This is a genomic window from Leisingera sp. ANG-M1 (assembly GCF_000813745.1).
In the GTDB taxonomy this organism is placed as follows: Bacteria; Pseudomonadota; Alphaproteobacteria; order Rhodobacterales; family Rhodobacteraceae; genus Leisingera.
The window spans coordinates 77,390-100,074 of the sequence record NZ_JWLC01000018.1; the positions used below are offsets into that span (position 1 = coordinate 77,390).

Below are 22,685 nucleotides of genomic sequence, written 5' to 3' on the forward strand. Positions count from 1 at the left end.
TCATTTGCCAGCACTCTAGACCGCAAAGCTTACTATTCTGTAGGTATTATTTTGACGATTGGAGGAAAATTGCATGAAAGATGTTGTTATCGCCGGAGCGGCCCGGACGCCGATGGGCGGGTTCCAGGGTATGTATGACGGGGTGACAGCAGCGGAGCTGGGCGGCGCCGCCATCCGGGCCGCGCTGGAAGGCGCCAGAGCTGAAACCGTGGACGAGGTGCTGATGGGCTGCGTGCTGCCTGCAGGCCAGGGGCAGGCGCCTGCGCGCCAGGCGGGGTTTGCCGGCGGGCTTGGTGAAGACGTTCCCGCGACCACGCTCAACAAGATGTGCGGCTCCGGCATGAAGGCGGCGATGATCGCTTTTGACCAGATTGCCCTGGGCCATGCGGAGACGATGATCGCTGGCGGCATGGAGAGCATGACCAATGCGCCCTATGTGCTGCCCAAGATGCGCGGCGGCGCCCGTATCGGACATGGCCAGGTGATTGACCACATGTTCCTGGACGGGCTGGAAGACGCCTATGACAAGGGCCGCCTAATGGGCACCTTTGCCGAGGACTGTGCCGAGAAATACCAGTTCACCCGTGAAGCCCAGGACGAATATGCGCTAAAGTCGCTGGCCAATGCCTTGGAGGCGCAGGAGAGCGGCGCCTTTGACGGGGAAATCGCGGCGGTGACCGTGAAATCCCGTAAAGGCGACATTGTGACGGATGCGGACGAGCAGCCGAAATCGGCGCGCCCTGAAAAGATTCCCACGCTGAAACCCGCCTTCCGCAAGGACGGCACCGTGACCGCGGCCAATGCTTCCTCCATTTCCGATGGCGCCGCAGCGCTGGTGCTGGCCTCGGCTGACGCCGCCGAAGCGCAGGGCCTGCAAGTCCGCGCCCGCATCCTGGGCCATGCCAGCCATGCCCAGGCGCCGGGCTGGTTCACCACTGCACCGGTGCCGGCCGCGCAGAAGCTGCTGAAAAACATCGGCTGGCAGGTGGAAGATGTCGACCTGTGGGAGGTGAACGAAGCCTTTGCCGTGGTGCCGATGGCCTTCATGCACGAAATGGGCATTGCGCGCGACAAGGTGAATGTGAACGGCGGCGCTTGCGCGCTGGGCCACCCGATCGGCGCTTCCGGTGCGCGGATCATGGTCACCCTGCTGAACGCATTGGAAAAGCGCGGCCTGAAACGCGGCGTGGCGGCCATCTGCATCGGCGGCGGCGAAGGCACGGCGATTGCGATCGAGCGGGCCTGATCCCTTTTCATCTGGCCCGAAATATCCTCGGGGGTGAATTGACCGCCAGGTCAAGAGGGGGCAGACAGCCCCCTTACCCGCGTTGAAGGAGAGGTCCCCATGCAGGCCGACTACCAAACCCTAGCCAAGACCATCGCCGCACTCACCGAAGGTGAAACAGATGAGGTGGCGCTGATGGCCACCGTGGCTTGCGAAGTGCATCACTCGGACGACCGCTTCGACTGGACCGGTTTCTACCGTGCTGTGGCGCCTGAACTGCTGAAGATCGGCCCGTACCAGGGCGGCCACGGCTGCCTGCAGATCCCGTTTTCCCGCGGCGTCTGCGGTGCGGCGGCACGAACTGGCGAAGTGCAGCTGGTGCCGGATGTGGAGGCTTTCCCCGGCCATATTGCCTGCGCGTCCTCGACCCGGTCGGAGCTGGTGCTGCCGGTCAGGGACGGGCAGGGGGAGCTGATCGGGGTATTTGACATCGACAGCGATCAGCCGGATGCCTTCACCCAGGAGGATGCGGAGCAGCTGGCGGCGATCCTGGCCCAAGTGTTCGGCCGGTTGTGATTCGGGACTGAAGGGGCTTTGCCCCTCGGCCTGGCGGCCTCACCCCAGGGTATTTAGAACCAGAAAGAAGCAGCCCGGCGCCTTTATGCGCTGGGCTTTTTCATGGGATGTCCCGGTCCGTGAAAAAATGCTTGGAAATTTCACGGATTCGGGGCATCGTGAAAAACGAGGAGATTTTTTCATGGACGGGAGAGGACTGGTGAACGACCAGGCGCTGGCAGCGGCCACATTGGGAGCGGATATCCGTGCCTTGCGCAAGGCACGGGGGCTGACGCTGGCGGACATCGCCGCGATGCTGAACCGTTCGGTCGGCTGGCTGAGCCAAGTCGAGCGGGACATGTCGGAGCCGTCAATCTCGGATTTGCGCGAGCTCGCACAGGCGCTGGGCGTGCCGATGTCGATGCTGTTTGCTCATTCCGAAGCACCGGCCGAGGAGCACGGTTACGTGGTGCGGGCGGGCAGCCGGCGCCCGATGGGCTCGGGCGAAGAAGGCTTGATCGAAGAACTGCTATCCCCGGATCTGACCGATGACTTCGAGATGGTGCATTCCACTTTCCAGCCGAACTCGCGGATGCAGACCCCAGCGCACCGGCCGACGCAGGAAGTCGGCTACATGATTTCGGGCAAGCTGGACCTGCTGATTGGCGGCCGCGCCTTTACCGTTGGCCCGGGCGACAGCTTCCGGATCAAGCATGAACCCTACCAGTGGTCGAACCCCTATGACGTGCCTGCCGTGGCGGTCTGGGTCATCGCCCCGCCGGTCTACTGACATGAGCTTTGAGGCCTGGACCATATTCGCGCTGTTCTGGGTGGTCTTTGTGACCACGCCCGGCCCCAATGCCGTCAATTGCATCTCCAATGGCATGGCGCTGGGGTTCCCAAAGGCGATGGTGGGCGTGCTGGCCATCCTGACGCAGGCGTCGGTCTTCCTGATCCTTTCGGCCCTTGGCGTGACGGCCCTGATTGCGGCCTCTCCCGCCGGGTTCATGACTGCCAAAATTGCCGGCGCCGGCTTTCTGATCTGGATGGGCGTGCGCGGCTGGATCAATGCGACCCGTCCGGCGCCAGCGGCAGAGCGGCCAACCCGGCATGTCTATCTGCACGCGCTGGCAGTGGCGGTGATCAACCCCAAGAGCGTGGCAGGCTATCTGGCGGCTTTTTCCCAGTTCGTGCAGCCCGGGGTGCCGGTCTGGGAGCAGATGGCGGTGATCATGCCGACCGCGCTGATCATCACCGCGCTCAGCTACACCGGTTTCACAGCTCTGGGCGCAGGCCTTGGCCGCGCGGCCATGAAGGCCGTGTTCAACACCTGGCTGCGCCGCGGCATGGCACTGTGCTTCATCATCTACGGCATGCTGCTGGGTACCAGCGCTGCGCCACAATTGGAGGCAGCACGATGATCAAAGGATCCTGCCTGTGCGGCGCGGTTGCCTTCGAGCTCACACCGCCCCTGCGGCCGGTCTACGCCTGCCATTGCACCCAGTGCCGCAAGACCTCCGGGTATTTCTGGGCCGCAACATCGATCCCGGATGAGGCGCTTGCGCTGATCCGGCAAAACGGTCTGCGCTGGTTCCAGTCGAGCGAAACCACCAAGCGGGGGTTCTGCGGCAAGTGCGGCTCCAGCCTGTTCTGGGTGCCGGAGGGCGAGGGGCGCACGGTGGTGGCCGCCGGCGCCATCGATACCCCGACGGATCTGCAAACCAAGGCGCATGTCTTCATAGCGGACAAGGGCAATTACTACGAGATCGCCGACGGCCTGCCGCAATGCGCCGGTTTCAAGGGAGATGAAGATGCTTAAAGGATCCTGCCTTTGCGGCGACATCCGGTTTGAAACCGCGGCCAAGCCGCAAGGCGCTTCGATGTGCCATTGCAGCCAGTGCCGCAAGCAATCGGGCGGCATCTGGTCCTCGGCCTATGTCAAGGACACGGAGCTGACCATCACCGGATCGGTCAGCTGGTATGAAGCCAGCCCGCAGGCCAAACGCGGCAGCTGCCCGCGCTGCGGCTCCTTCCTGTTCTGGAAGGCGCATGACGAAGACACCACCAGCTTTGCGCTTGGCGCCGTCGACGGCGCCACGGGGATGAAGATCGAAAAGCACATCTTCACCGCCAGCAAAGGCGATTTTTACGAGATTGCGGACGGCGTGCCGCAAAAGGACTGAGACTAGGGAGCTATCATGTCTGATTTTCCAACCAAGGCCCGCGTGGTCATCATCGGCGGCGGCGTTGTCGGCTGCTCGTCGCTCTTTCACCTGGCCAAGAAAGGCTGGACCGATTGTGTGCTGCTGGAGAAGAACGAGCTGACTGCCGGCTCGACCTGGCACGCGGCCGGCAACGTGCCGACCTTCTCGACCTCCTGGGCGATCATGAACATGCAGCGCTACTCGACCGAGCTGTATTCCGGCCTGGCCGAAGCGGTCGATTACCCGATGAACTACCATGTTTCGGGTTCGATCCGTCTGGCGCACAGCAAAGAGCGGATGCAGGAATTCGAGCGCGCCATGTCCATGGGCCGCTACCAGGGCATCCCGATGGAGATGTGGACCCCGGAAGAAACCAAGGAGCACTATCCCTTCCTGGAGACCCATGACCTGACCGGGGTTCTCTATGACCCGACCGATGGCGACATCGACCCGGCACAGCTGACCCAGGCACTGGCCAAGGGTGCGCGCGACATGGGCGCGAAGATCCTGCGCTTCACCCCGGCGACCGGTGTGACCCAGCACGAAGACGGAACCTGGACCGTTCACACCGAAAAGGGCGACATCGACTGCGACTATGTGGTGAACGCCGCCGGTTACTATGCGCAGCGCGTGGGCGAGATGTTCAAGCCCTACGGCGGCCGGACCGTGCCTGCCATGGTGATGGAGCACCAGTACCTGCTGACCGAACAGATCCCCGAGGTCGAAGCCTGGTCCAAGGAACACGGCGGCAAGCTGCCCCTGATCCGCGACGTGGACGTGTCCTACTACCTGCGTCAGGAAAAGCACGGCTACAACTTGGGGCCTTACGAGCCGAACTGCAAAGGCCACTGGCTGACCGAAGACGATCCGATGCCCGAGGACTTCTCGTTCCAGCTTTGGCAGGAAGATCTGGACCGGATCGAAGACATCGTCACCGACGCGATGGAGCGGGTGCCGCTGATGGCGTCCTCCGGTGTTTCCAGCGTCATCAACGGCCCGATCCCCTACGCCCCCGACGGCCTGCCGATGATCGGCCCGATGCCCGGCGTGACAAACGCGTTTGAAGCCCACAGCTTCACCTTCGGCATTGCCCAGGGCGGCGGCGCCGGCAAGGTGCTGGCCGAATGGATCGTCGATGGCCACACCGAATGGGACATGTGGGCGGTCGATCCGCGCCGCTATACCGACTATACCGACCAGGACTACTGCAACCAGAAAGGCCTGGAAGTCTACGGCAACGAATACGCCATGCACTTCCCGCACCACGAATGGCCGGCGGCTCGCGACAAGAAAGTCAGCCAGGTCCATGCCAAGATCAAAGATCTGGGCGGCGTGATGGGCGCCTATAACGGCTGGGAACGTGCCAACTGGTTTGCCAAGGATGGTGACGACACCTCGGAAGAGGCCACTCACACCTGGGGCCGCTCCGGCCCGTGGCAGCAGCGTATCCAGGAAGAATGCGAAGCAGTCCGCGACGGCGTCGGCGTTCTGGACCTGCCGGGCTTCTCCCGCTTCAACCTGGAAGGCGAAGGCGCAGCGGAATTCCTGCGCGGCCTGGTGACCGGCGGCCTGCCTAAGGTGGGCCGGATGAACCTGGTCTACTTCTCGGACGACCGCGGCCGTATCCTGACCGAGATGTCCTGTGTCCGTCATGGCGAAGACCACTTCACCATGATCACTGCAGGCTCGGCCCAGTGGCACGACTTCGAGATCCTGCGCAACGCGCTGCCCGCAGGCCTGACCCTGACCGACCGCACCACCGAATTCGCGACCATGATCGTCACCGGTCCGAAATCGCGTGAGCTGTTTGCTGGGATCTCGGACGCCGATCTGTCGCTTGGCTGGCTGACCCACCAGGAAGCCACCGTCGCAGGCAAGCCCGCCTTCCTGGCGCGCGTCTCCTACGCCGGCGAACTCGGCTGGGAAGTCCACTGCGCCAACGAGCATCAGGCCGACATCTATGCAGCTCTGATCGAAGGCGGCGCCAAGCCGTTCGGCATGTACGCGCTGAACTCGCTGCGGATCGAAAAGGGCTACCGCACCTGGAAGGGCGATCTGTCGACAGACTACTCGCTGCTCGAAGGGGGCCTGGAGCGTTTCGTCAAGCTGGACAAACCGCAGGATTTCCCGGGCAAAGCCGCGATCCAGAACGAAAAGCAGCAGGGCGTGAAGAAGACCTTCGTCACCCTGATTGTTGAGGCTGGCGATGCCGATGCGCCTTACATGTCCTGCATCTGGAAAGACGGCGAGATCGTGGGCGAGACCACTTCGGGCGACTGGGGCTACCGTGTGAACGCCTCCATCGCGCTGGGCATGGTGCGCCCTGAGCTGGCAAAGCCGGGCACTGAGCTGGAAGTTGAGATCTACGGGCAGAAATGCCGTGCGGTGGTTCAGAAGGACGAACCGCTGTGGGATCCGGCCAACGAGCGCCTGCGCGCCTGATCAGCGCGGGAAGCCCGGGCTTAACCTGTCCGGGCTGACGCCTGAAAAAAAGTCGGCCTGCGCCGCCGGATCGTTTCATGTATCCTGGCGGCGCAGGCGCTCCACGGAAAGGTCACTGTGCTATGGCTGAGATCACGCTTCTGGATGGCTCGATCGGGCAGGAGGTTGTCAAACGCTCCGGCGACCGTGCGACGCCGTTGTGGTCCACGTCGGTGATGATCGAAAAGCCCGAAGTGGTGGGCCGCGTTCACGCCGACTACTTCGCCGCCGGTGCAACCATTGCCACCATGAACACCTATGCCGTGCTGCGCGACCGCCTGGTCCGTGCCGGTATCGAAGAGTATTTCGAAGAATTGCTGACCAAGGCTGCTGCGCAGGCGGCGGCCGCGCGCGAAACACATGGCGCGGGCCGCGTTGCTGCTGCGCTTGGTCCACTGATTGCCTCCTACCGGCCCGACATCTGCCCGCCTGCGGACGAGGCTAAGGTCGTCTACGCCGAACTGGTCCATTTGCTGGAACCGAATGCGGACCTGTTCCTGATCGAAACCGTCTCCTCGCTGGAGCAGGCCAAAGGCGCGCTGCTGGGCTGTGCGGGCACGGACAAGCCCGTCTGGCTGGCCGCATCTGTCTCCGATGAGGACGGCACCCTTTTGCGCTCCGGCGAGCCGCTGGCCGGTCTCGTCCCGCTGATCGAAGACTTCCAGCCGGAGGCGGTGCTGCTCAATTGCTCCCGCCCCGAGGTGATCGGCGCGGGCCTGGAGATCGTGAAAAGCTTCGGCAAGCCTTTCGGCGCCTATGCCAACGGCTTCACCCGGATTTCCGAAGGCTTCCTCAAGGACGCTCCCACCGTCGACGCGCTGGAGCAGCGCCAGGACCTGGGGCCGGAAGCTTATGCGGAATTTGCGATGGGCTGGGTTGCTCAAGGCGCGACAATCGTCGGCGGCTGCTGCGAGGTAGGCCCGGAGCACATCGCCGAACTGGCCCGCTGCTTGCGCGCGGCCGGGCACCGGATCGTCTGACGGGAGGGGGATCAGCATGGCAAAAACGGACAAACTCAAAGCCGCCGACCCGGCCCGGGTCTGGACCATCGACATTGTTGTCTGCGAAGGCTTCGTGCTGACCGAGATGTCAGCGGTGGTCGAAGTGCTGCGGATCGCCAACCGGGTGCTGGCCCAGCCGCCGTTCAAATGGACCATGCGGTCGCTGCAGGGCGGGCGGGTTGGCTGCAAGGCGGGCCTCAGCGTCGACACTGAACCCTTCGCCGCCAAGCCGGACGCGGATTTCGCCTTCTTCCTCGGCAATTCCGACCCGGACCACCCCGGCCTCAGCCTGGGCCGGGTGATCTCCAGCTACACTTCGCGCGGCGGCAAGGTCTATCTTCTGGCCGAGGCCGCCGCCCGCTACATCCGCGACCAGGGCGGCGCCGCCGGGCGGCTGACCACCCACTGGGAAAACTCCGCCCTCCTGCGTGAGCGCATGGGGCTGAACGACGCCAGCCACGCGCTGGCCAGCGAGGATGGGCTGGTTGTCACATGCGCGGGCATGGGCTCCACCGTCGACATCGTACTGGCACTGGTCGGGCGCCTGACCTCAGCGGCGGCGCAAATGACCGTGGGCAACATCATGCTGCACGAACAGGTGCGCGACTTCTCCTCGCTGCAGCCCTTTGCCGGCGCCAAGCCGACGATCACCGGCGACAGCGACCTCGACCACTGCATCCGTATCATGCAGGACAACATCGAGGAGCCGGTGCCGATCAGCGAAATCGTTGACGAGCTTGGGATTTCCACCCGCTCGCTGGAACGCAAGTTCAAGACCTTCCTGGGCACCACCCCCAACGGCTTCTACCGCGAAATGCGCCTCTCCAAGGCCAACAACCTCTTGCTCAACACCACCATGAGCGTGCGCGAAATCGGCCTCGCCTGCGGCTTTCCCAACGGATTCTCCAGCCTTTACAAGAGCTTCTTTGGAATCACTCCCTTTGCCTTGCGCAAGCGCCGCAGGCTGGGAGAGGACAGTTCGGAAAATATCCTCAAGGCCGGAGAATAGCTGCGGAAGCCTGACGTTTTTGATGCATTTTCCGCCGCCTATTCATGATAATCAGGCGCAAACACTGACTGTGGAGCGATGACATGAGCGATCTTCCCAACAAGGCCCGTGTGGTCATTATCGGCGGCGGCGTGATCGGCTGCTCGGTGGCCTATCACCTTGCGAAACTGGGCTGGAAGGATGTGGTGTTGCTGGAGCGCAAGCAGCTGACCTCCGGCACCACTTGGCACGCCGCGGGCCTAATTGCCCAGTTGCGCGCCACCGCCAACATGACCAAGCTGGCGAAGTACTCGCAGGAGCTCTACGGCTCGCTGGAAGAAGAAACCGGCGTCGCCACCGGCTTCAAGCGCTGCGGCTCGATCACCGTGGCCCTGACCGAAGAGCGCAAGGAAGAGATCTTCCGCCAGGCCGCCATGGCGCGCGCATTTGGCGTTGAGGTCGAGGAAATCTCGCCGGAAGAAGTCAAAGCCCGCTACGAGCACCTGAACATTGGCGATGTGACCGGCGGCGTGTGGCTGCCGAAAGACGGCCAGGGCGACCCGGCCAACATCGCACTGGCCCTGGCCAAAGGCGCCCGCCAGCGCGGCGCGCTGGTCAAGGAGCGCATTAAGGTCACCGGCATCTCCAAGGAAGGCCGCCGCGTCACTGGCGTTGACTGGGCCAGCGACGACGGCCAGTCCCAGGGCCACATCGAAGCCGACATGGTGGTGAACTGCGCCGGCATGTGGGGCCACGAGGTTGGCCGCATGGCGGGCGTCAACGTGCCGTTGCACGCTTGCGAGCACTTCTACATCGTGACCGAAGGCATCGAAGGCCTGACCCAGATGCCGGTGCTGCGCGTCCCGGACGAATGCGCCTACTACAAGGAAGACGCAGGCAAAATCCTGCTCGGCGCCTTTGAGCCCAACGCCAAGCCCTGGGCAATGAAGGGTATCCCGGACAGCTTCGAATTCGACCAGCTGCCCGAGGATTTCGACCACTTCGAGCCGATCCTTGAAGCCGCCTGCAACCGTATGCCCATGCTGGCCGAGGCAGGTATCCACACTTTCTTCAACGGCCCCGAGAGCTTCACTCCGGATGATGCCTACCACCTGGGCCTGGCGCCCGAGATGGACAACTTCTGGGTTGCCGCGGGCTTCAACTCGATCGGCATCCAGTCCGCGGGCGGCGCCGGCATGGCGCTGGCGCAGTGGATGGACGAAGGCGAAAAGCCCTTCGATCTGGGCGACGTGGACATCTCCCGTATGCACCCGTTCCAGGGCAACAAGACCTATCTGTTCGAGCGCTCGAAAGAGACCCTGGGCCTCTTGTACGCCGACCACTTCCCCTACCGCCAGAAGGCCACCGCCCGCGGCGTGCGCCGCACCCCGTTCCACCACCACCTGCTGGAGCAGGGCGCGGTTATGGGCGAGATCGGCGGCTGGGAGCGTGCCAACTGGTTTGCCAATAAAGGCCAGGAGCGCGAGTACCAGTACAGCTGGAAGCGCCAGAACTGGTTCGAGAACTCGGCGGCTGAACACAAGGCAGTCCGCGAAAACGTCGGCATGTACGACATGTCCTCTTTCGGCAAGATCCGCGTCGAAGGCCCGGACGCCGAAAAGTTCCTGAACTACATCTGCGGTGCCAACCTGTCGGTTCCGGCGGGCAAGATCGTCTACACCCAGTTCCTGAACTCCCGCGGCGGCATCGAGGCCGACGTGACCGTCACCCGCCTGTCTGAGACCGCCTATCTGGTGGTGACCCCGGCGGTGACCCGTCTGGCCGACCAGACCTGGATGATGCGCCACGTGGGCGACCACCGCGTGGTGATCACCGATGTGACCGCAGGCGAAGGCGTGCTGGCTGTAATGGGCCCGAACGCCCGCGAGCTGCTGCAGAAGGTCTCGCCGAACGACTTCTCCAACGAAGTGAACCCCTTCGGCACCGCGCAGGAGATCGAGCTGGGCATGGGCCTCGCCCGTGTGCACCGCGTGACCTATGTGGGCGAACTCGGCTGGGAGATCTATGTCAGCGCCGACATGGCGGGCCACGCGTTCGAAACCCTGTGGGAAGCAGGCCAGGACATGGGGCTCAAGCTCTGCGGCATGCACATGATGGACAGCTGCCGCATCGAAAAGGGCTTCCGCCACTTCGGCCACGACATCACCTGCGAGGACAATGTGATCGACGCAGGCCTGGGCTTTGCAGTGAAGACCGACAAGGCGGATTTCATCGGCAAGGCCGCCGTGCTGGAGCGTAAGGAAACCGGACCCAAGAACCGCATGCTGCAGTTCAAGCTGACCGATGCTGAACCGCTGTTGTTCCACAACGAGCCGATCATCCGCGACGGTAAATACGTGGGCTACCTCAGCTCCGGCAACTACGGCCATACTCTGGGGGCTGCCATCGGCATGGGCTATGTGCCGTGTGAAGGCGAGAAAGCAGCTGACGTGCTGGCCTCGACCTACGAGATCGACGTTTGCGGCGTAAAGGTGAAGGCAGAGGCCTCCCTGAAGCCGATGTACGATCCGAAATCGGAGCGGGTGAAGGCCTAAGCACCTCTCCAGTGCATTCACCTGCCCGTATCACGCCCCGGCCCTGTGCCGGGGCGTTTTTCGTTTGGGTCCCCGCGGGGACACCCTGAGTTTTCCAGCCCTGTCCCTGCGGGGACAGTTCCGGGTTCTGCTGCAACGTTTGCCCCGGTTTGGCCCTTATGCCGCGCAGCGCCTCTTGACCCCGCCGGAAATCCCTTGGAGAAATCCATAAAAAGCCTTGTGCGGCAGGGGTAAACAGGTAGGTTGCTTGTCCCGGCTACTGACACGGGCGCCTGACGAAGAGGATTTGGGACATGAAGATCAGCATCGAACGCGGCACGCTTCTCAAGGCTGTGGCTCAGGCACAGTCGGTGGTCGAGCGCCGCAACACCATTCCGATCCTGGCAAATGTGCTGATTGAAGCCGAAGGCGACAGCGTCCAGTTCCGCGCCACCGACCTGGATATCGAGGTGGTCGACAAGGCCCCCGCCCAGGTCGAGCGCGCCGGCGCCACCACCGTGGCCGCCACCACCCTGCACGAGATTGTCCGCAAGCTGCCCGACGGCGCGCTGGTCACCCTGACCGCCGACGCCGCAACCGGCCGTCTGGCGGTGGAGGCCGGCCGGTCGAACTTCTCGCTGGCCACCCTGCCGCGCGAGGACTTTCCGGTGATGGCATCGTCTGAGTACCACTCGAATTTTGCGGCCAAGGCGGCAGTGCTGCGCCGCCTGTTCGACAAGTCGAAATTTGCGATCTCCACCGAGGAGACCCGTTATTATCTGAACGGTGTTTACCTGCATGTGTCCTCCGCCGATGGCGGCAAGGCGCTGCGTGCCGTGGCCACCGACGGCCACCGTCTGGCCCGCATCGACGCAGAGCTGCCGCTGGGAGCCGAGGACATGCCGGGCGTGATCGTGCCGCGCAAAACCGTGGGCGAGCTGCGCAAACTGCTTGATGATGACGACATGGACATTGCGGTCTCGGTCTCGGAAACCAAGGTACGCTTTGCCACTCCGAACATCACTCTGACCTCCAAGGTGATCGACGGCACCTTCCCCGACTACACCCGGGTGATCCCGGCCGGCAACACCCGCCGTCTGGAAGTGGATGCGTCGGAATTCGCCCAGGCCGTGGACCGGGTGGCAACGGTGTCGTCGGAACGCTCCCGCGCGGTGAAGCTGCAGCTGGAAGAGGACCGTCTGATCCTGTCCGTGAACGCACCGGACAGCGGTGCTGCGGAAGAAGAGCTGGGCGTTGCCTACAATGACGAACGGCTGGAAATCGGGTTTAACGCTAAGTACTTGCTGGAGATCGCCAATCAGGTGGACCGTGAGAATGCGGTGTTCATGTTCAACTCTTCGGGCGACCCGACCCTGATGCGGGAAGGCAACGACGAAAGCGCTGTCTACGTCGTGATGCCGATGCGGGTTTGATCGCCTGACGGCGATGCCTCCGGCGGGGATATTTTAGGCCAGAAGAACTAGGGAGCTCCCGCGTGCTGGCTCTGACCTCACTCGTTTTGTCCCATTTCCGCTCGCATTTGCGGGCGGAATTGCGTTTGGACGGGCGGCCGGTGGCCATCCACGGCAACAATGGTGCGGGCAAGACCAATATACTGGAAGCGGTGTCGCTGTTCTCGCCGGGGCGCGGTTTGCGCCGCGCCAGCGCCGCCGACATGGCGCGCCAGCCGGAGGCGCTGGGGTGGAAGCTGAGAGGGGAACTGCGGGCGCCGACGCAGGTCTATGAGGTGGAAACCTGGTCCGAGGGCGGCAATGCCCGGCAGGTGAAAATCGACAATAAATCCGCCAGCCAGATTGCCTTGGGGCAGGTGGCGCGGGTGGTTTGGCTGATCCCTGCGATGGACCGGCTGTGGATCGAGGCGGCCGAGGGGCGCAGGCGGTTCCTGGACCGGATTGCGCTCAGTTTCGAGCCCTCCCATGCTGAGGCGTCGCTGGCTTATGAAAAGGCGATGCGCGAGCGCAACCGCCTGTTGAAGGAACAAATCCGCGACGCCGCATGGTACCGGGTGCTGGAAGACCGGATGGCCGCGGCCGGGCACCGGATCCATGCGGCCCGGGTGCAGGCGGTGGACCTGCTGCAGCTGGCGCAGGCGGAGGCGGAAACCGCGTTTCCGGCGGCTGAGCTGGAGCTCATGCAGTCGGAGGGCAGCATGCCGTCGACGGAGGGAGACTTCCGGGAAGCGCTGGAGGAGAGCCGTTTCCGGGATCTGGCGGCGGGGCGTACCCTGGTGGGGCCGCACCGCACCGATCTGATCGGCACCTACCAGACTAAGGGTGTTCCGGCCAAGGATTGCTCGACCGGCGAACAGAAGGCGCTGCTGGTGTCGCTGATCCTGGCAAATGCGCGGGCGCTGGCGCAGCGCGAGGGGGCTCCCCCGATCCTGCTGCTGGACGAGGTTGCGGCGCATCTGGATGCGGCGCGGCGGGCGGCGCTTTATGATGAGATCTGCGCCTTGGGAACCCAGGCCTGGATGACCGGGACCGGGCCGGAATTGTTTGCGGAGCTGGGCGCGCGGGCGCAGATGCTGGAAGTTTCCGACAGCAGCGGCGCATCAGAGGTTATTCACCGATGACGGTTACTTCCTGGGACCTGGTGCTTTATGCCGGCGCCTTGCTAATCCTGTTCCTGACCCCCGGCCCGGTGTGGCTGGCCTTGATGGCGCGCTCGGTTTCGGGCGGTTTCCAGGCAGCCTGGCCGCTGGCGCTGGGGGTGGCGTGCGGCGATATCCTGTGGCCGCTGGTGGCTGTGGCAGGGATGTCCTGGGTGGTGTCGGAATTCACCGGCATAATGACTGTTTTGCGCTGGGTGGCCTGTTTGATGTTCCTTGGTATGGGCTATCTGCTGATCCGTCACGCGGGTGAGGCGGTGCAGGAGAACAGGGCACTGACAAGGCCCGGCATCTGGGCCGGTTTTTTGGCTGGGATTGCCGCGATCCTGGGTAATCCCAAGGCGATCCTGTTTTACATGGGCGTGCTGCCTGGGTTCTTTGATCTGTCGGGGACATCTGGGGCGGACGTGGCGGCAATTGTGACCTTGTCCTTTGTCATCCCGTTGGCCGGCAATCTGGCCCTGGCGGGTATGGTCCACCGGGTGCGCAAGGCCATTTCTTCGCCACGGACCCTGCGCCGGATCAACCTTGTGTCGGGCGGTTTGCTGATCGGCGTCGGGCTGATCATTCCCTTCACCTGAAGACTGCTGCTGCGGGCCGGGCAAGGGATTGCCTGATAGGGCACGCGCAGCTTGGATTCGGCAAGAAAATTAGGGCTCTGCGGGTGACATTCCGCCCGGGGTTTCGTATAAATTCCGGAAGCAAAGACAGGAAAATGTGAATGTCCGGAAACGAGCAGGCTCCCGCAGAATATGGCGCGGAATCCATCAAGGTTCTCAAAGGCTTGGAGGCGGTTCGCAAACGCCCCGGCATGTACATCGGGGACACGGATGACGGCTCGGGCCTGCACCACATGGTCTATGAGGTGGTGGACAACGGTATCGACGAAGCGCTGGCGGGCCACGCCGACCATGTGACGGTGAAAATCCACGCCGATTCCAGTGTTTCTGTCAGCGATAACGGGCGCGGGATTCCGGTGGATATCCACCCGGAAGAAGGTGTCTCGGCGGCCGAGGTCATCATGACCCAGCTGCACGCGGGCGGTAAGTTTGACTCGAACTCCTACAAGGTTTCGGGCGGCTTGCACGGTGTGGGCGTTTCGGTGGTGAACGCGCTCAGCGACTGGCTGGAGCTGCGCATCTGGCGCAACGGCAAAGAGCACATCGCCCGGTTCGAGCGCGGTGATACCGCCAGGCATCTGGAAGTGGTTGCCGATTGCGGTGATCAGACCGGCACCGAAGTCCGGTTTATGGCCTCGACCGATACATTCTCGAACCTCGACTATGTTTTCGAAACGCTGGAAAAACGCCTGCGCGAGCTGGCCTTCCTGAATTCCGGTGTGCGCATCATTCTGATCGACGAACGCCCGGCCGAGCGGCTGGAGGTGGAGCTGTTCTATGAGGGCGGCGTCAAGGAATTCGTGAAATACCTGGACCGCCATAAGGCCCCGGTGATGGAGACCCCGGTCTATATCATCGGCGAAAAGGACGAGATCGGCGTCGAGATCGCCATGTGGTGGAACGACAGCTACCACGAGACGGTGCTGCCCTTCACCAACAACATCCCGCAGCGCGACGGCGGCACCCATGTGGCGGGCTTCCGCGGCGCCCTGACCCGAACCATCAACAACTACGCGCAATCCTCTGGCATCGCCAAGAAGGAGAAGGTCTCTTTCACCGGCGATGACGCCCGCGAAGGCCTGACCTGCGTGCTGTCGGTCAAGGTGCCGGATCCGAAATTCTCCAGCCAAACCAAGGATAAGCTGGTGTCGTCGGAAGTGCGCCCGGTGGTTGAAAGCCTGGTGGGCGAGAAACTGGCCGAGTGGTTCGAAGAGAACCCCAACGAGGCCAAGCAGATCGTCGGCAAGATCATCGAAGCGGCGCTGGCCCGCGAGGCGGCGCGCAAGGCGCGCGAGCTGACCCGGCGCAAGACGGCGATGGATGTGAACTACCTGGCGGGCAAGCTGAAAGACTGCTCCGAAAAGGACCCGTCTAAAACCGAAGTTTTCCTGGTTGAGGGTGACTCGGCCGGCGGCTCTGCCCAGACGGGCCGGGACCGGATGACCCAGGCGATCCTGCCCTTGCGCGGCAAGATCCTAAACGTGGAACGGGCGCGGTTCGACCGGATGCTGTCGAGCCAGGAGATCGGCAACCTGGTGATGGCGCTTGGCACCGGCATCGGCCGGGATGAGTTCAACATCGACAAGCTGCGCTACCACAAGATCGTCATCATGACGGACGCCGACGTCGACGGTGCCCATATCCGGACGCTCTTGCTCACTTTCTTCTACCGGCAGATGCCGGAGCTGATCGAAGGCGGCTACCTCTATATCGCGCAGCCGCCTCTCTACAAAGTCGCGCGCGGCAAGTCTGAGGTTTACCTCAAGGACCAGGCGGCGCTGGATGACTACCTGATCAACCAAGGTGTCGACGGCGCGGTGCTGAAGCTGGGCGGCGGTTCCGAAATGGCCGGGGCCGACCTCACCCGTGTTGTGGATGAGGCGCGTCAGCTGAAACGCGTGCTGGATGCCTTCCCGACCCATTACCCACGCCACATCCTGGAGCAGGCCGCGGTGGCCGGCGCCTTTGTGCCTGGCGCGGTTGATTCCGACCTGCAGGGCGTGGCCGACAAGGTCGCCGCCCGGCTCGACGCCATCGCGCTGGAGTATGAGCGCGGCTGGCAGGGCCGGATCACTCAGGACCACGGCATCCGCCTGGCCCGCATCCTGCGCGGCGTTGAAGAGGTCCGCACCCTGGACGGCCCGATGCTGCGTTCCGGCGAGGCCCGCAAAACCGGCAGCTTTACCCAAAGCCTGCAGGAGGTCTATGGCAGCACTGCTCAGCTGGTCCGCCGCGACCGCAGCCAGGTGATCCACGGGCCTCTGGACTTGCTTAAGGCTATCCTTGAGGAGGGCGAAAAGGGCCTCACCCTGCAGCGCTACAAGGGCCTTGGCGAGATGAATCCGGACCAGCTGTGGGAGACCACCCTGGACCCGGACGCCCGGACGCTTCTGCAGGTGCGCATCGATGATATGGTCGAGGCGGATGACCTGTTCACCAAGCTGATGGGCGACGTGGTGGAACCGCGCCGCGAGTTCATTCAAAAGAATGCGTTGAGTGTGGAAAACCTCGATTTCTGACTTTTTGTAGGGATCCCCATAGCGCTGCGGATACCCCATAGTTTTGCGGAATCCGCTCATAGTTCTGCGGTTCGTGTTTTGAGCCCTTGTTGGTTTTTGCTCATGATGCCCCGCCGGCAGTTGCGGGGCATTTTCTTGTCGGCAACTCTGGCCGCGCTCGAAATGAGCAAATTTCCCACAAATGGATCTAGGCAGAAAGCAGCGGCATGTTTGCGCGTTCTTCTTCACTATCGCGCACGCCGGCGAAATGCAGACGAAAGCAGGGGCGGACACGTTGCTGGAACCGCCGCAGGCTGGCTACATGATCTGTGCGCAAGGTTACCGCGACCTGGGCGAGCAGCCGTATCCGCCCTGGTTCTGCACCGGCGGCGACCTCTACCTGCTGCAGATCCAGGGCGGCAAGCTGTGCAGAGCATCGCGCTTTGTGCTTTAAACGCTTAGTTGTCTGGCACAAGCCGCGCTATATTTGACCTAAGCCACCTCGGTTCCCATTTTGCAGCCGCGTAATTTCAAGGATTTCCAGATGACCGAATACCGTTTTGCTGAACAGGAACCTCATGAGGCTGGATTCGCAGACGTGTATGAAAACGAAGTCTCTCCTTTTCTGAAAGAGATGGAAATTCTGCGGACCCGCAGTTTGGCCAAGAGAAAGCTCTGGGTTGGGATTGTTATACCTCTGTCTGCCGGGCTGGCATTTTGGAGCGGCATGGCGGTGCATCCCGCATTGGCCTTCTTCCCGCTGTTCCTAGGCTTTGTTCTGGCATTCCTGCTTTGGGTTCAGCGGGGCGACAAAGTGGAACGCGCTGCGGCCGCGTTCCTGCCACCGGTTTTGTGCCGTTTCCTGGGCAGCATGGAGATGACCCGGGAGGTGCCCGGCGGGTTCATGCCTTTGGAGAGGCTGCGGGACCTTCGGCTGCTGCCGCACGGCAGCGAGGCAAACCAGAGCCTGGCGGTGACCGGCCAGTGGCGGGATGTGAACTACAAAGTGCTTAGCCTGACATGCCGGCAAAGGGAGCGGGATTCGGAGGGGGATGTCCGCTACCATGAGGTTTTCTCAGGCATTTTGCTGCAGGTCGACTGCCCGGTGGACATGCCTTGCACTGTCTTTCTGCGGGATTTCGGGGAGACCCTGAATAAGGTGAACAAATGGTCGAGCCCGGCTGTGCCGCCGCACCGCTGGGAATTTGCAGACCCGGGCATTGAGAATGTTTTTGAGGTTTACTCCGATGACATTGATCGCGCCAGCCAGCACCTTGGACAGAATTTCCCGTGTAAATTCATTGATATGGCCAAGTCGTTCCAGGGAGGGCGGGAATACTGCGAGGCGGCGTTCGAGGGTCATGATTTCTATCTCGCTCTGCGATTGCCGCACAGATTTCTGGGGTTTAACCTCGGGAACGACCCGCTGCATCTGGCGGATGAACCAATCCGCCGCGCCTTGGCCGACTTGGTGATGCCGCGGCGCGTTATCGATATGCTGCTGGATTGACAGCTAAGGAATCCGGCAGCTTCTCTGGCGGATACAATTGATACAGTTCGCGATACAGTTTCGAAATCTGGGTGCTGTTTAAGCGCCACGCCGTATCAAAGGACCGCGTAATGAGCACGACCCCGCACCCTGCGCCGCCGCCTGCCGGGCTGTCCGGGGGAAACCTAAGCGCCGCGCAGTATCAAGACTTGCTGAATGCAATGGAGGACGGCGCCGCTCTGTTCAATGCGGATAGCCGGCTGATCTGTTGCAACACCCGGTTTGCGGAGATGCTGCTGCCAAAGGGCCAGCTGCCGCCGGAACCTGGCGTCTCCCTGCAAGACCTTTTGCGGGGCCTTGCGGTAACGGGCCATCTGAAACGCCCGACTGCTGCGGAAACTGAGGGTTTTGTTTCTGGCAGCGCTGTGTTTGGCGGTGGCGGCCTGCCTGCCGAACTGGAAACAGCGGCTGGGCGCACTCTTGTGTCCTCCGCCAAAACAACCGGCCTTGGCGGGCTGTTGGTTACCTTGCGGGATGCCAGCCGCGAGCGGCACTCGGATCAGGTTGCCCGGGACATGCTGCTGGACGCGTTCCAGGCTCTGGATGAGGGGCTGGTCCTCTGCGATGAGAACATGCGGTTTGTGTTCGGTAACAAGGCCTGGCTGAAAATGATGTACGGCAGCCGTCCGCATCTGGCCCCGAAACCCGGAGATCACGTTGTCGAGAAAGTCATCGAGCTGGTGGAGGATGGATTCTACGACATCCCTGAGGGCCAGAGCCACGAGGACTTCATCAACTGGCTGATGGTTGAAATGGCCCAGCACGGCAAACAGGTGGAAATCAGGACTGCCGAGGGTAAGCATTACGTTGGCGCATCGCATCTGACTGCCTTTGGCGGGTCGCTGCTGTTTGTGCGGGATCTGACCGAGCAGCGCCAGGCTGAAGCCACCCGGCTGGAAGCGGTGAACGACGCAATTGACGCAGTGGATTACCCGCTGGTTCTGTTTGATTCCGAGGAGAAGTTCGTACTGGCCAACAAGGCCTGGTACGCCATGATCGCTCCGACAGGGCTGGATCCGCAGCCGGGGGAGCCGGGGGCAGAGTTTTTCTGGTCGACGATCGAAAGCGGGTATTATGTCTGGCCCGAGGAGATGAGCAAAGAAGAGTTCTATGCCCACGGCATGGCACTGATCTATAACTATGGGCGCGAATTCCCGCTGCAGACGTCGGATGGCCGGATCTTTCTGGCCAGCTCGAATGTCACGGCGCTTGGAGGCTACCTGCTGTCCTACCGTGAGATCACCGAACAGGTCCGCGCCGAAGCAGAACTGCAGGAACAGCGCGAGCTTGCCCATCAGAATGAAAAGCTGTCGGCGCTTGGCGAATTGCTGGCCGGAGTCGCCCACGAGTTGAACAACCCGCTGTCGGTGGTGTTCGGCTACAGCCAGATGCTGCAGGGCAAGGTTCAGGACCCGGTGCTGTCGGAGCGAATAGATCTGGTGTGCAAATCCGCCGAGCGCGCGGGCAAGATCGTCAAGACCTTCCTGGCGATGGCCCGTCAGCGCCCGACCCGGATCGAGATCTGCTCGCTGAACGATATCGTGGCCACGGCGCTGGAAGTCTCGGGGTATTCGCTGAAGGCCAACGGAACAATCGTGGAGACCGAACTGGACGAAACCGCGCCGCCTGTCGCTTGCGACTTCGATCAGCTGGCCCAGGTTTTCAGCAACCTGATCGTCAATGCCGGCCATGCCCTGCAGGACCAGCGGGAAGATGGCCGCATCATGGTACGTTCGTATCACGAAGCGGAGACGGACCGCACCGTGGTTGAGATCAGCGACAATGGTCCAGGCATCCCCAAGGACATCCAAAGCCGGATTTTCGAACCGTTCTTCACCACAAAGGACGTTGGCGAAGGCACGGGGGTCGGCTTGGCCTTCAGCCACAAGATTGTCGAAAGCCACAAAGGCGAGCTGTCCCTGCAGTCGGCGCCCGGCACCGGGACCAGCTTCTACGTCAAGCTGGATGCGGCGCAGAACACAGACGCTCAGGCCGAAGTGGAACGGATCGGTCTGGAGCCGGAAGAGACGTTGTCGGTTCTGGTGGTTGATGACGAGGCCGGCGTCGCGCAGCTGCTGCATGACCTGCTGAAAGAAGAGGGATATTGCGTCGAGTCCACAACCAGCCCGCGCGAGGCTCTGCGCCTGATTGAAGCCCGGCCGTTTGACGTGGTTCTCAGCGACTTCAAGATGCCCGATATGGATGGCGAGGAATTCTACGAGGCGCTGCGGGTAATTTCCCCGGAGTGTGCCAGCCGGATCGGCTTTGTCACCGGCGATGCGCTCAGCGGGAATGTCCGGGACTTCTTTGCCCGCTCGGAACGCCCGTTTATTGAAAAACCAATTATCAAGCGCGAGCTGCTGACCCTGATCCGGCTTGTGCTCTACAGCTTGGAATAAACATGAACCACACTGTCCTTGTCTGCGATGACGAAGCTCCATTGCGCCAGATGCTCAAAGATTATCTCGGTGATTGCGGATATGCCGTGCGGGAGGCTGCGGATGCTGCCGCGATGATGGCGCTGCTGGCGGAAGAAGAGCCCGACCTGGTCATTCTGGATGTGCAGATGCCGGGCAAGGACGGCTTGGCAGCTCTGCGGGAAATCCGGGCGGCCTCAAAAGTGCCGGTGATGATGCTGACCGCGGCAGGCGACGTTGTGGACAAGGTGCTGGGCCTGGAATTCGGAGCCGATGACTATATCGTCAAACCGGTGGACCTGCGTGAGCTGCAGGCCCGGATCAAGGCTGCAATCAGGCGCAGTGCGATACAGGAGCAAGCGCAAAAGGTTCATGACCGGTTGAGCGGAACAGTGGACTTCGGCCCCTGCAGGCTCGACCTGGACGGAGCCCGGCTGTTTGGGCCGGACGGTGAAGAGATTGCCATCACGGCCATGGAATTCAGCCTGCTGCGGGTCTTTGCCGAAAACCGCGGCCGGACCCTGAACCGGGACCAGCTGCTGGACAAGGCGCATGACCGGGGCTGGGAGCCGTTTGACCGGTCGATAGATCTTCGCATTTCCCGGCTGCGGCGCAAGATCGAGACAAACCCCGCCAAACCGGAGGTAATCCGCACGGTGCGCGGTATCGGTTATATTTTCGGGTAAGCCGCGCTGCGGCGGCAATGGCCGGTTTGTCCTAGGGCTGGTCTCAGCCCATGATCAGGTATTCCACGGTCGTGAACGCCATCTCGTAAGGGCAGAACAGATCCGGCTGACCTGCAGCAGAGGCTGGCTCGGGATCCGGGTTTACGGCGGGAGCCAGCTCCAAACCGGTGAATATGACCGGGTCGTGGCCGTCGGTATCTGCAAGCGGCACCGGCTCGATCCAGGCTTTGCCGCGTGCAAAGGCCAGCGGTTCGTCGCTGCCGTCCAGGTCAAACCAGGCGGGGGCAGACGGTCTGTCTTCGTTCCCTTCCGAGCTTCCGGGCACGCCATCGAGTTTTGCAAATACGGGCATCGTCGTGTCTCCTGTTCTCCTGCGCAGCTAGCGCCAGGCGAACACTGGATACGGGGGCCAGTTGTCAGAATGTCACCGCGTTCTGTTTCAAATGTACCAGCAGCACCACGGCCTTGCCGGCCTGTCAGCTGTTGGCGCGGTGCGGGTGAGGTTGCAAGGCTTCTGCGTGGCCTGGAAACAGAGTCTGTGCAAACTGCAATGTCTGCGCCAAGGCGTCTTCGCGGCTGCAGCTGTGCGGGAACAGGTGCAGCTTTTGCCAATAGCCATCGGTTAGCGTGTCAATCCAATTACCCGCCAGCAGGGCCTTGCTTGGGTCCTCGGGCGCCAGCTGCTGGCAGATGCCGCGCAGAGCGTCAGCGCGTTTCCTTTCAAACACGCTGGTGATCTCGGCATATTGCGGGACAAAGTTCTGCTCGCCCCAGAAAGCAAACCAAACCGCTAGAGTGTCGGGAGTGCACAGATCCGCGTCAAAGTCGGCGGTCAGGACGGCGCGCAGCCGGGCAGCGGGATTTTGCGGAGCTTGCTCCAGAGCCGCGTGCCAGCGGGTCTCGTATTTCTCGTAGAGATCGCGCAGCACCGCGGCCAGGATGCCGTTCTTGGACTTGTAATAGAAAACCGCCACACCCTGCGACAGACCGGCCTCGTTCGCCACGGTCGCAAGCGTGGTCTTGGCCAGCCCATGGGTCACGATCGAGCGGAAAGCGGCGTCAAGAATCTGCCTCCGCCGCTTGTCTGCGTTGTCCTTGCGTTCCTTGCGCGGCTTCTTGCCGCTGGCGGCAACTGCGCTCATGCCAACCTCATGCGTTCCTCTATTTCCCTTGTTTCACAATTACCTGAGGCTGTCAGCCCGCTAAAATTTAATTGAGCGCTCAAATAATCTTTACGCGAGCGCCGGGATCGCCTAGGGTCTGGTAACCGGCAGAGGCAGCGCAGCAGTGCCGCCTTG

The 22,685-nt window shown here is 62.4% G+C and carries 20 protein-coding genes; 18 read left to right on the forward strand and 2 right to left on the reverse strand.

All coding sequences use genetic code 11. From position 1 onward, the window contains the following. Positions 1–73 precede the first annotated feature (73 nt). The 18 genes from RA19_RS15620 to RA19_RS15705 all read left to right on the forward strand — a co-directional run bounded on the left by RA19_RS15620 (position 74) and on the right by RA19_RS15705 (position 21,387). A complete protein-coding gene (locus RA19_RS15620; protein ID WP_039164237.1) occupies positions 74–1,246 on the forward strand; it encodes an acetyl-CoA C-acyltransferase in 1,173 nt (390 codons plus the stop codon). A 99-nt stretch (positions 1,247–1,345) separates the two neighbouring features. After that, positions 1,346–1,801 (forward strand): GAF domain-containing protein, encoded by a 456-nt coding sequence (locus RA19_RS15625; protein WP_039164239.1) that lies wholly within the window; start codon positions 1,346–1,348, stop codon positions 1,799–1,801. Between the two features lie 181 nt (positions 1,802–1,982). Continuing rightward, on the forward strand, positions 1,983–2,570 hold the full coding sequence (locus RA19_RS15630) for a helix-turn-helix domain-containing protein (RefSeq protein WP_446720289.1): 588 nt from the start codon (positions 1,983–1,985) through the stop codon (positions 2,568–2,570). A gap of 1 nt (position 2,571) precedes the next feature. Next, positions 2,572–3,201, forward strand: coding sequence for a LysE family translocator (locus RA19_RS15635; RefSeq protein WP_039164241.1), 630 nt, complete (start codon positions 2,572–2,574; stop codon positions 3,199–3,201). Continuing rightward, the gene (locus RA19_RS15640) at positions 3,198–3,599 is read left to right on the forward strand and encodes a GFA family protein (protein WP_039164242.1); all 402 of its coding nucleotides are present in this window, start codon (positions 3,198–3,200) and stop codon (positions 3,597–3,599) included. Before RA19_RS15635 ends, RA19_RS15640 begins: the two co-directional genes overlap by 4 nt. Then, positions 3,592–3,963, forward strand: coding sequence for a GFA family protein (locus RA19_RS15645; RefSeq protein ID WP_039164243.1), 372 nt, complete (start codon positions 3,592–3,594; stop codon positions 3,961–3,963). The genes RA19_RS15640 and RA19_RS15645 overlap by 8 nt, the downstream gene beginning before the upstream one ends. A 15-nt stretch (positions 3,964–3,978) precedes the next feature. Further along, a complete protein-coding gene (locus RA19_RS15650) occupies positions 3,979–6,426 on the forward strand; it encodes a GcvT family protein (protein WP_039164246.1) in 2,448 nt (815 codons plus the stop codon). A gap of 122 nt (positions 6,427–6,548) precedes the next feature. Beyond that, complete coding sequence (locus RA19_RS15655; RefSeq protein WP_039164248.1) at positions 6,549–7,445, forward strand: homocysteine S-methyltransferase family protein; 897 nt, start codon at positions 6,549–6,551, stop codon at positions 7,443–7,445. 16 nt (positions 7,446–7,461) lie between these two features. Continuing rightward, a complete protein-coding gene (locus tag RA19_RS15660) occupies positions 7,462–8,475 on the forward strand; it encodes a GlxA family transcriptional regulator (RefSeq protein ID WP_039164251.1) in 1,014 nt (337 codons plus the stop codon). Between the two features lie 83 nt (positions 8,476–8,558). Beyond that, positions 8,559–11,009 carry a GcvT family protein gene (locus RA19_RS15665; RefSeq protein ID WP_039164253.1) on the forward strand — a complete coding sequence of 817 codons (2,451 nt, stop codon included), beginning with the start codon at positions 8,559–8,561 and terminating at the stop codon, positions 11,007–11,009. Between the two features lie 293 nt (positions 11,010–11,302). Then, positions 11,303–12,421 carry a DNA polymerase III subunit beta gene (gene dnaN / locus RA19_RS15670; protein ID WP_039164256.1) on the forward strand — a complete coding sequence of 373 codons (1,119 nt, stop codon included), beginning with the start codon at positions 11,303–11,305 and terminating at the stop codon, positions 12,419–12,421. A gap of 62 nt (positions 12,422–12,483) precedes the next feature. After that, positions 12,484–13,581, forward strand: a complete 1,098-nt coding sequence (gene recF / locus RA19_RS15675) for a DNA replication/repair protein RecF (protein ID WP_039164258.1) — start codon at positions 12,484–12,486, stop codon at positions 13,579–13,581. Further along, positions 13,578–14,198 (forward strand): LysE family translocator, encoded by a 621-nt coding sequence (locus tag RA19_RS15680; protein WP_039164260.1) that lies wholly within the window; start codon positions 13,578–13,580, stop codon positions 14,196–14,198. The genes recF and RA19_RS15680 overlap by 4 nt, the downstream gene beginning before the upstream one ends. A gap of 140 nt (positions 14,199–14,338) precedes the next feature. After that, positions 14,339–16,756, forward strand: a complete 2,418-nt coding sequence (gyrB, locus tag RA19_RS15685; protein WP_039164263.1) for a DNA topoisomerase (ATP-hydrolyzing) subunit B — start codon at positions 14,339–14,341, stop codon at positions 16,754–16,756. A 247-nt stretch (positions 16,757–17,003) separates the two neighbouring features. Next, entirely contained in the window at positions 17,004–17,189 is a 186-nt protein-coding gene (locus RA19_RS15690; protein WP_152615784.1) for a hypothetical protein, read from the forward strand. Positions 17,190–17,279: 90 nt separating this feature from the next. Beyond that, the gene (locus RA19_RS15695) at positions 17,280–18,245 is read left to right on the forward strand and encodes a DUF3137 domain-containing protein (RefSeq protein WP_039164267.1); all 966 of its coding nucleotides are present in this window, start codon (positions 17,280–17,282) and stop codon (positions 18,243–18,245) included. A 110-nt stretch (positions 18,246–18,355) separates the two neighbouring features. After that, entirely contained in the window at positions 18,356–20,683 is a 2,328-nt protein-coding gene (locus tag RA19_RS25865; protein ID WP_052261822.1) for an ATP-binding protein, read from the forward strand. Between the two features lie 2 nt (positions 20,684–20,685). Continuing rightward, the gene (locus RA19_RS15705; RefSeq protein WP_039164270.1) at positions 20,686–21,387 is read left to right on the forward strand and encodes a response regulator; all 702 of its coding nucleotides are present in this window, start codon (positions 20,686–20,688) and stop codon (positions 21,385–21,387) included. A 43-nt stretch (positions 21,388–21,430) separates the two neighbouring features. Here RA19_RS15705 and RA19_RS15710 read toward each other — a convergent pair whose 3' ends face one another. Next, entirely contained in the window at positions 21,431–21,739 is a 309-nt protein-coding gene (locus RA19_RS15710) for a hypothetical protein (protein WP_039164271.1), read from the reverse strand. A 124-nt stretch (positions 21,740–21,863) separates the two neighbouring features. Next, positions 21,864–22,529, reverse strand: a complete 666-nt coding sequence (locus RA19_RS15715; protein WP_039164274.1) for a TetR family transcriptional regulator C-terminal domain-containing protein — start codon at positions 22,527–22,529, stop codon at positions 21,864–21,866. Positions 22,530–22,685 lie beyond the last annotated feature (156 nt).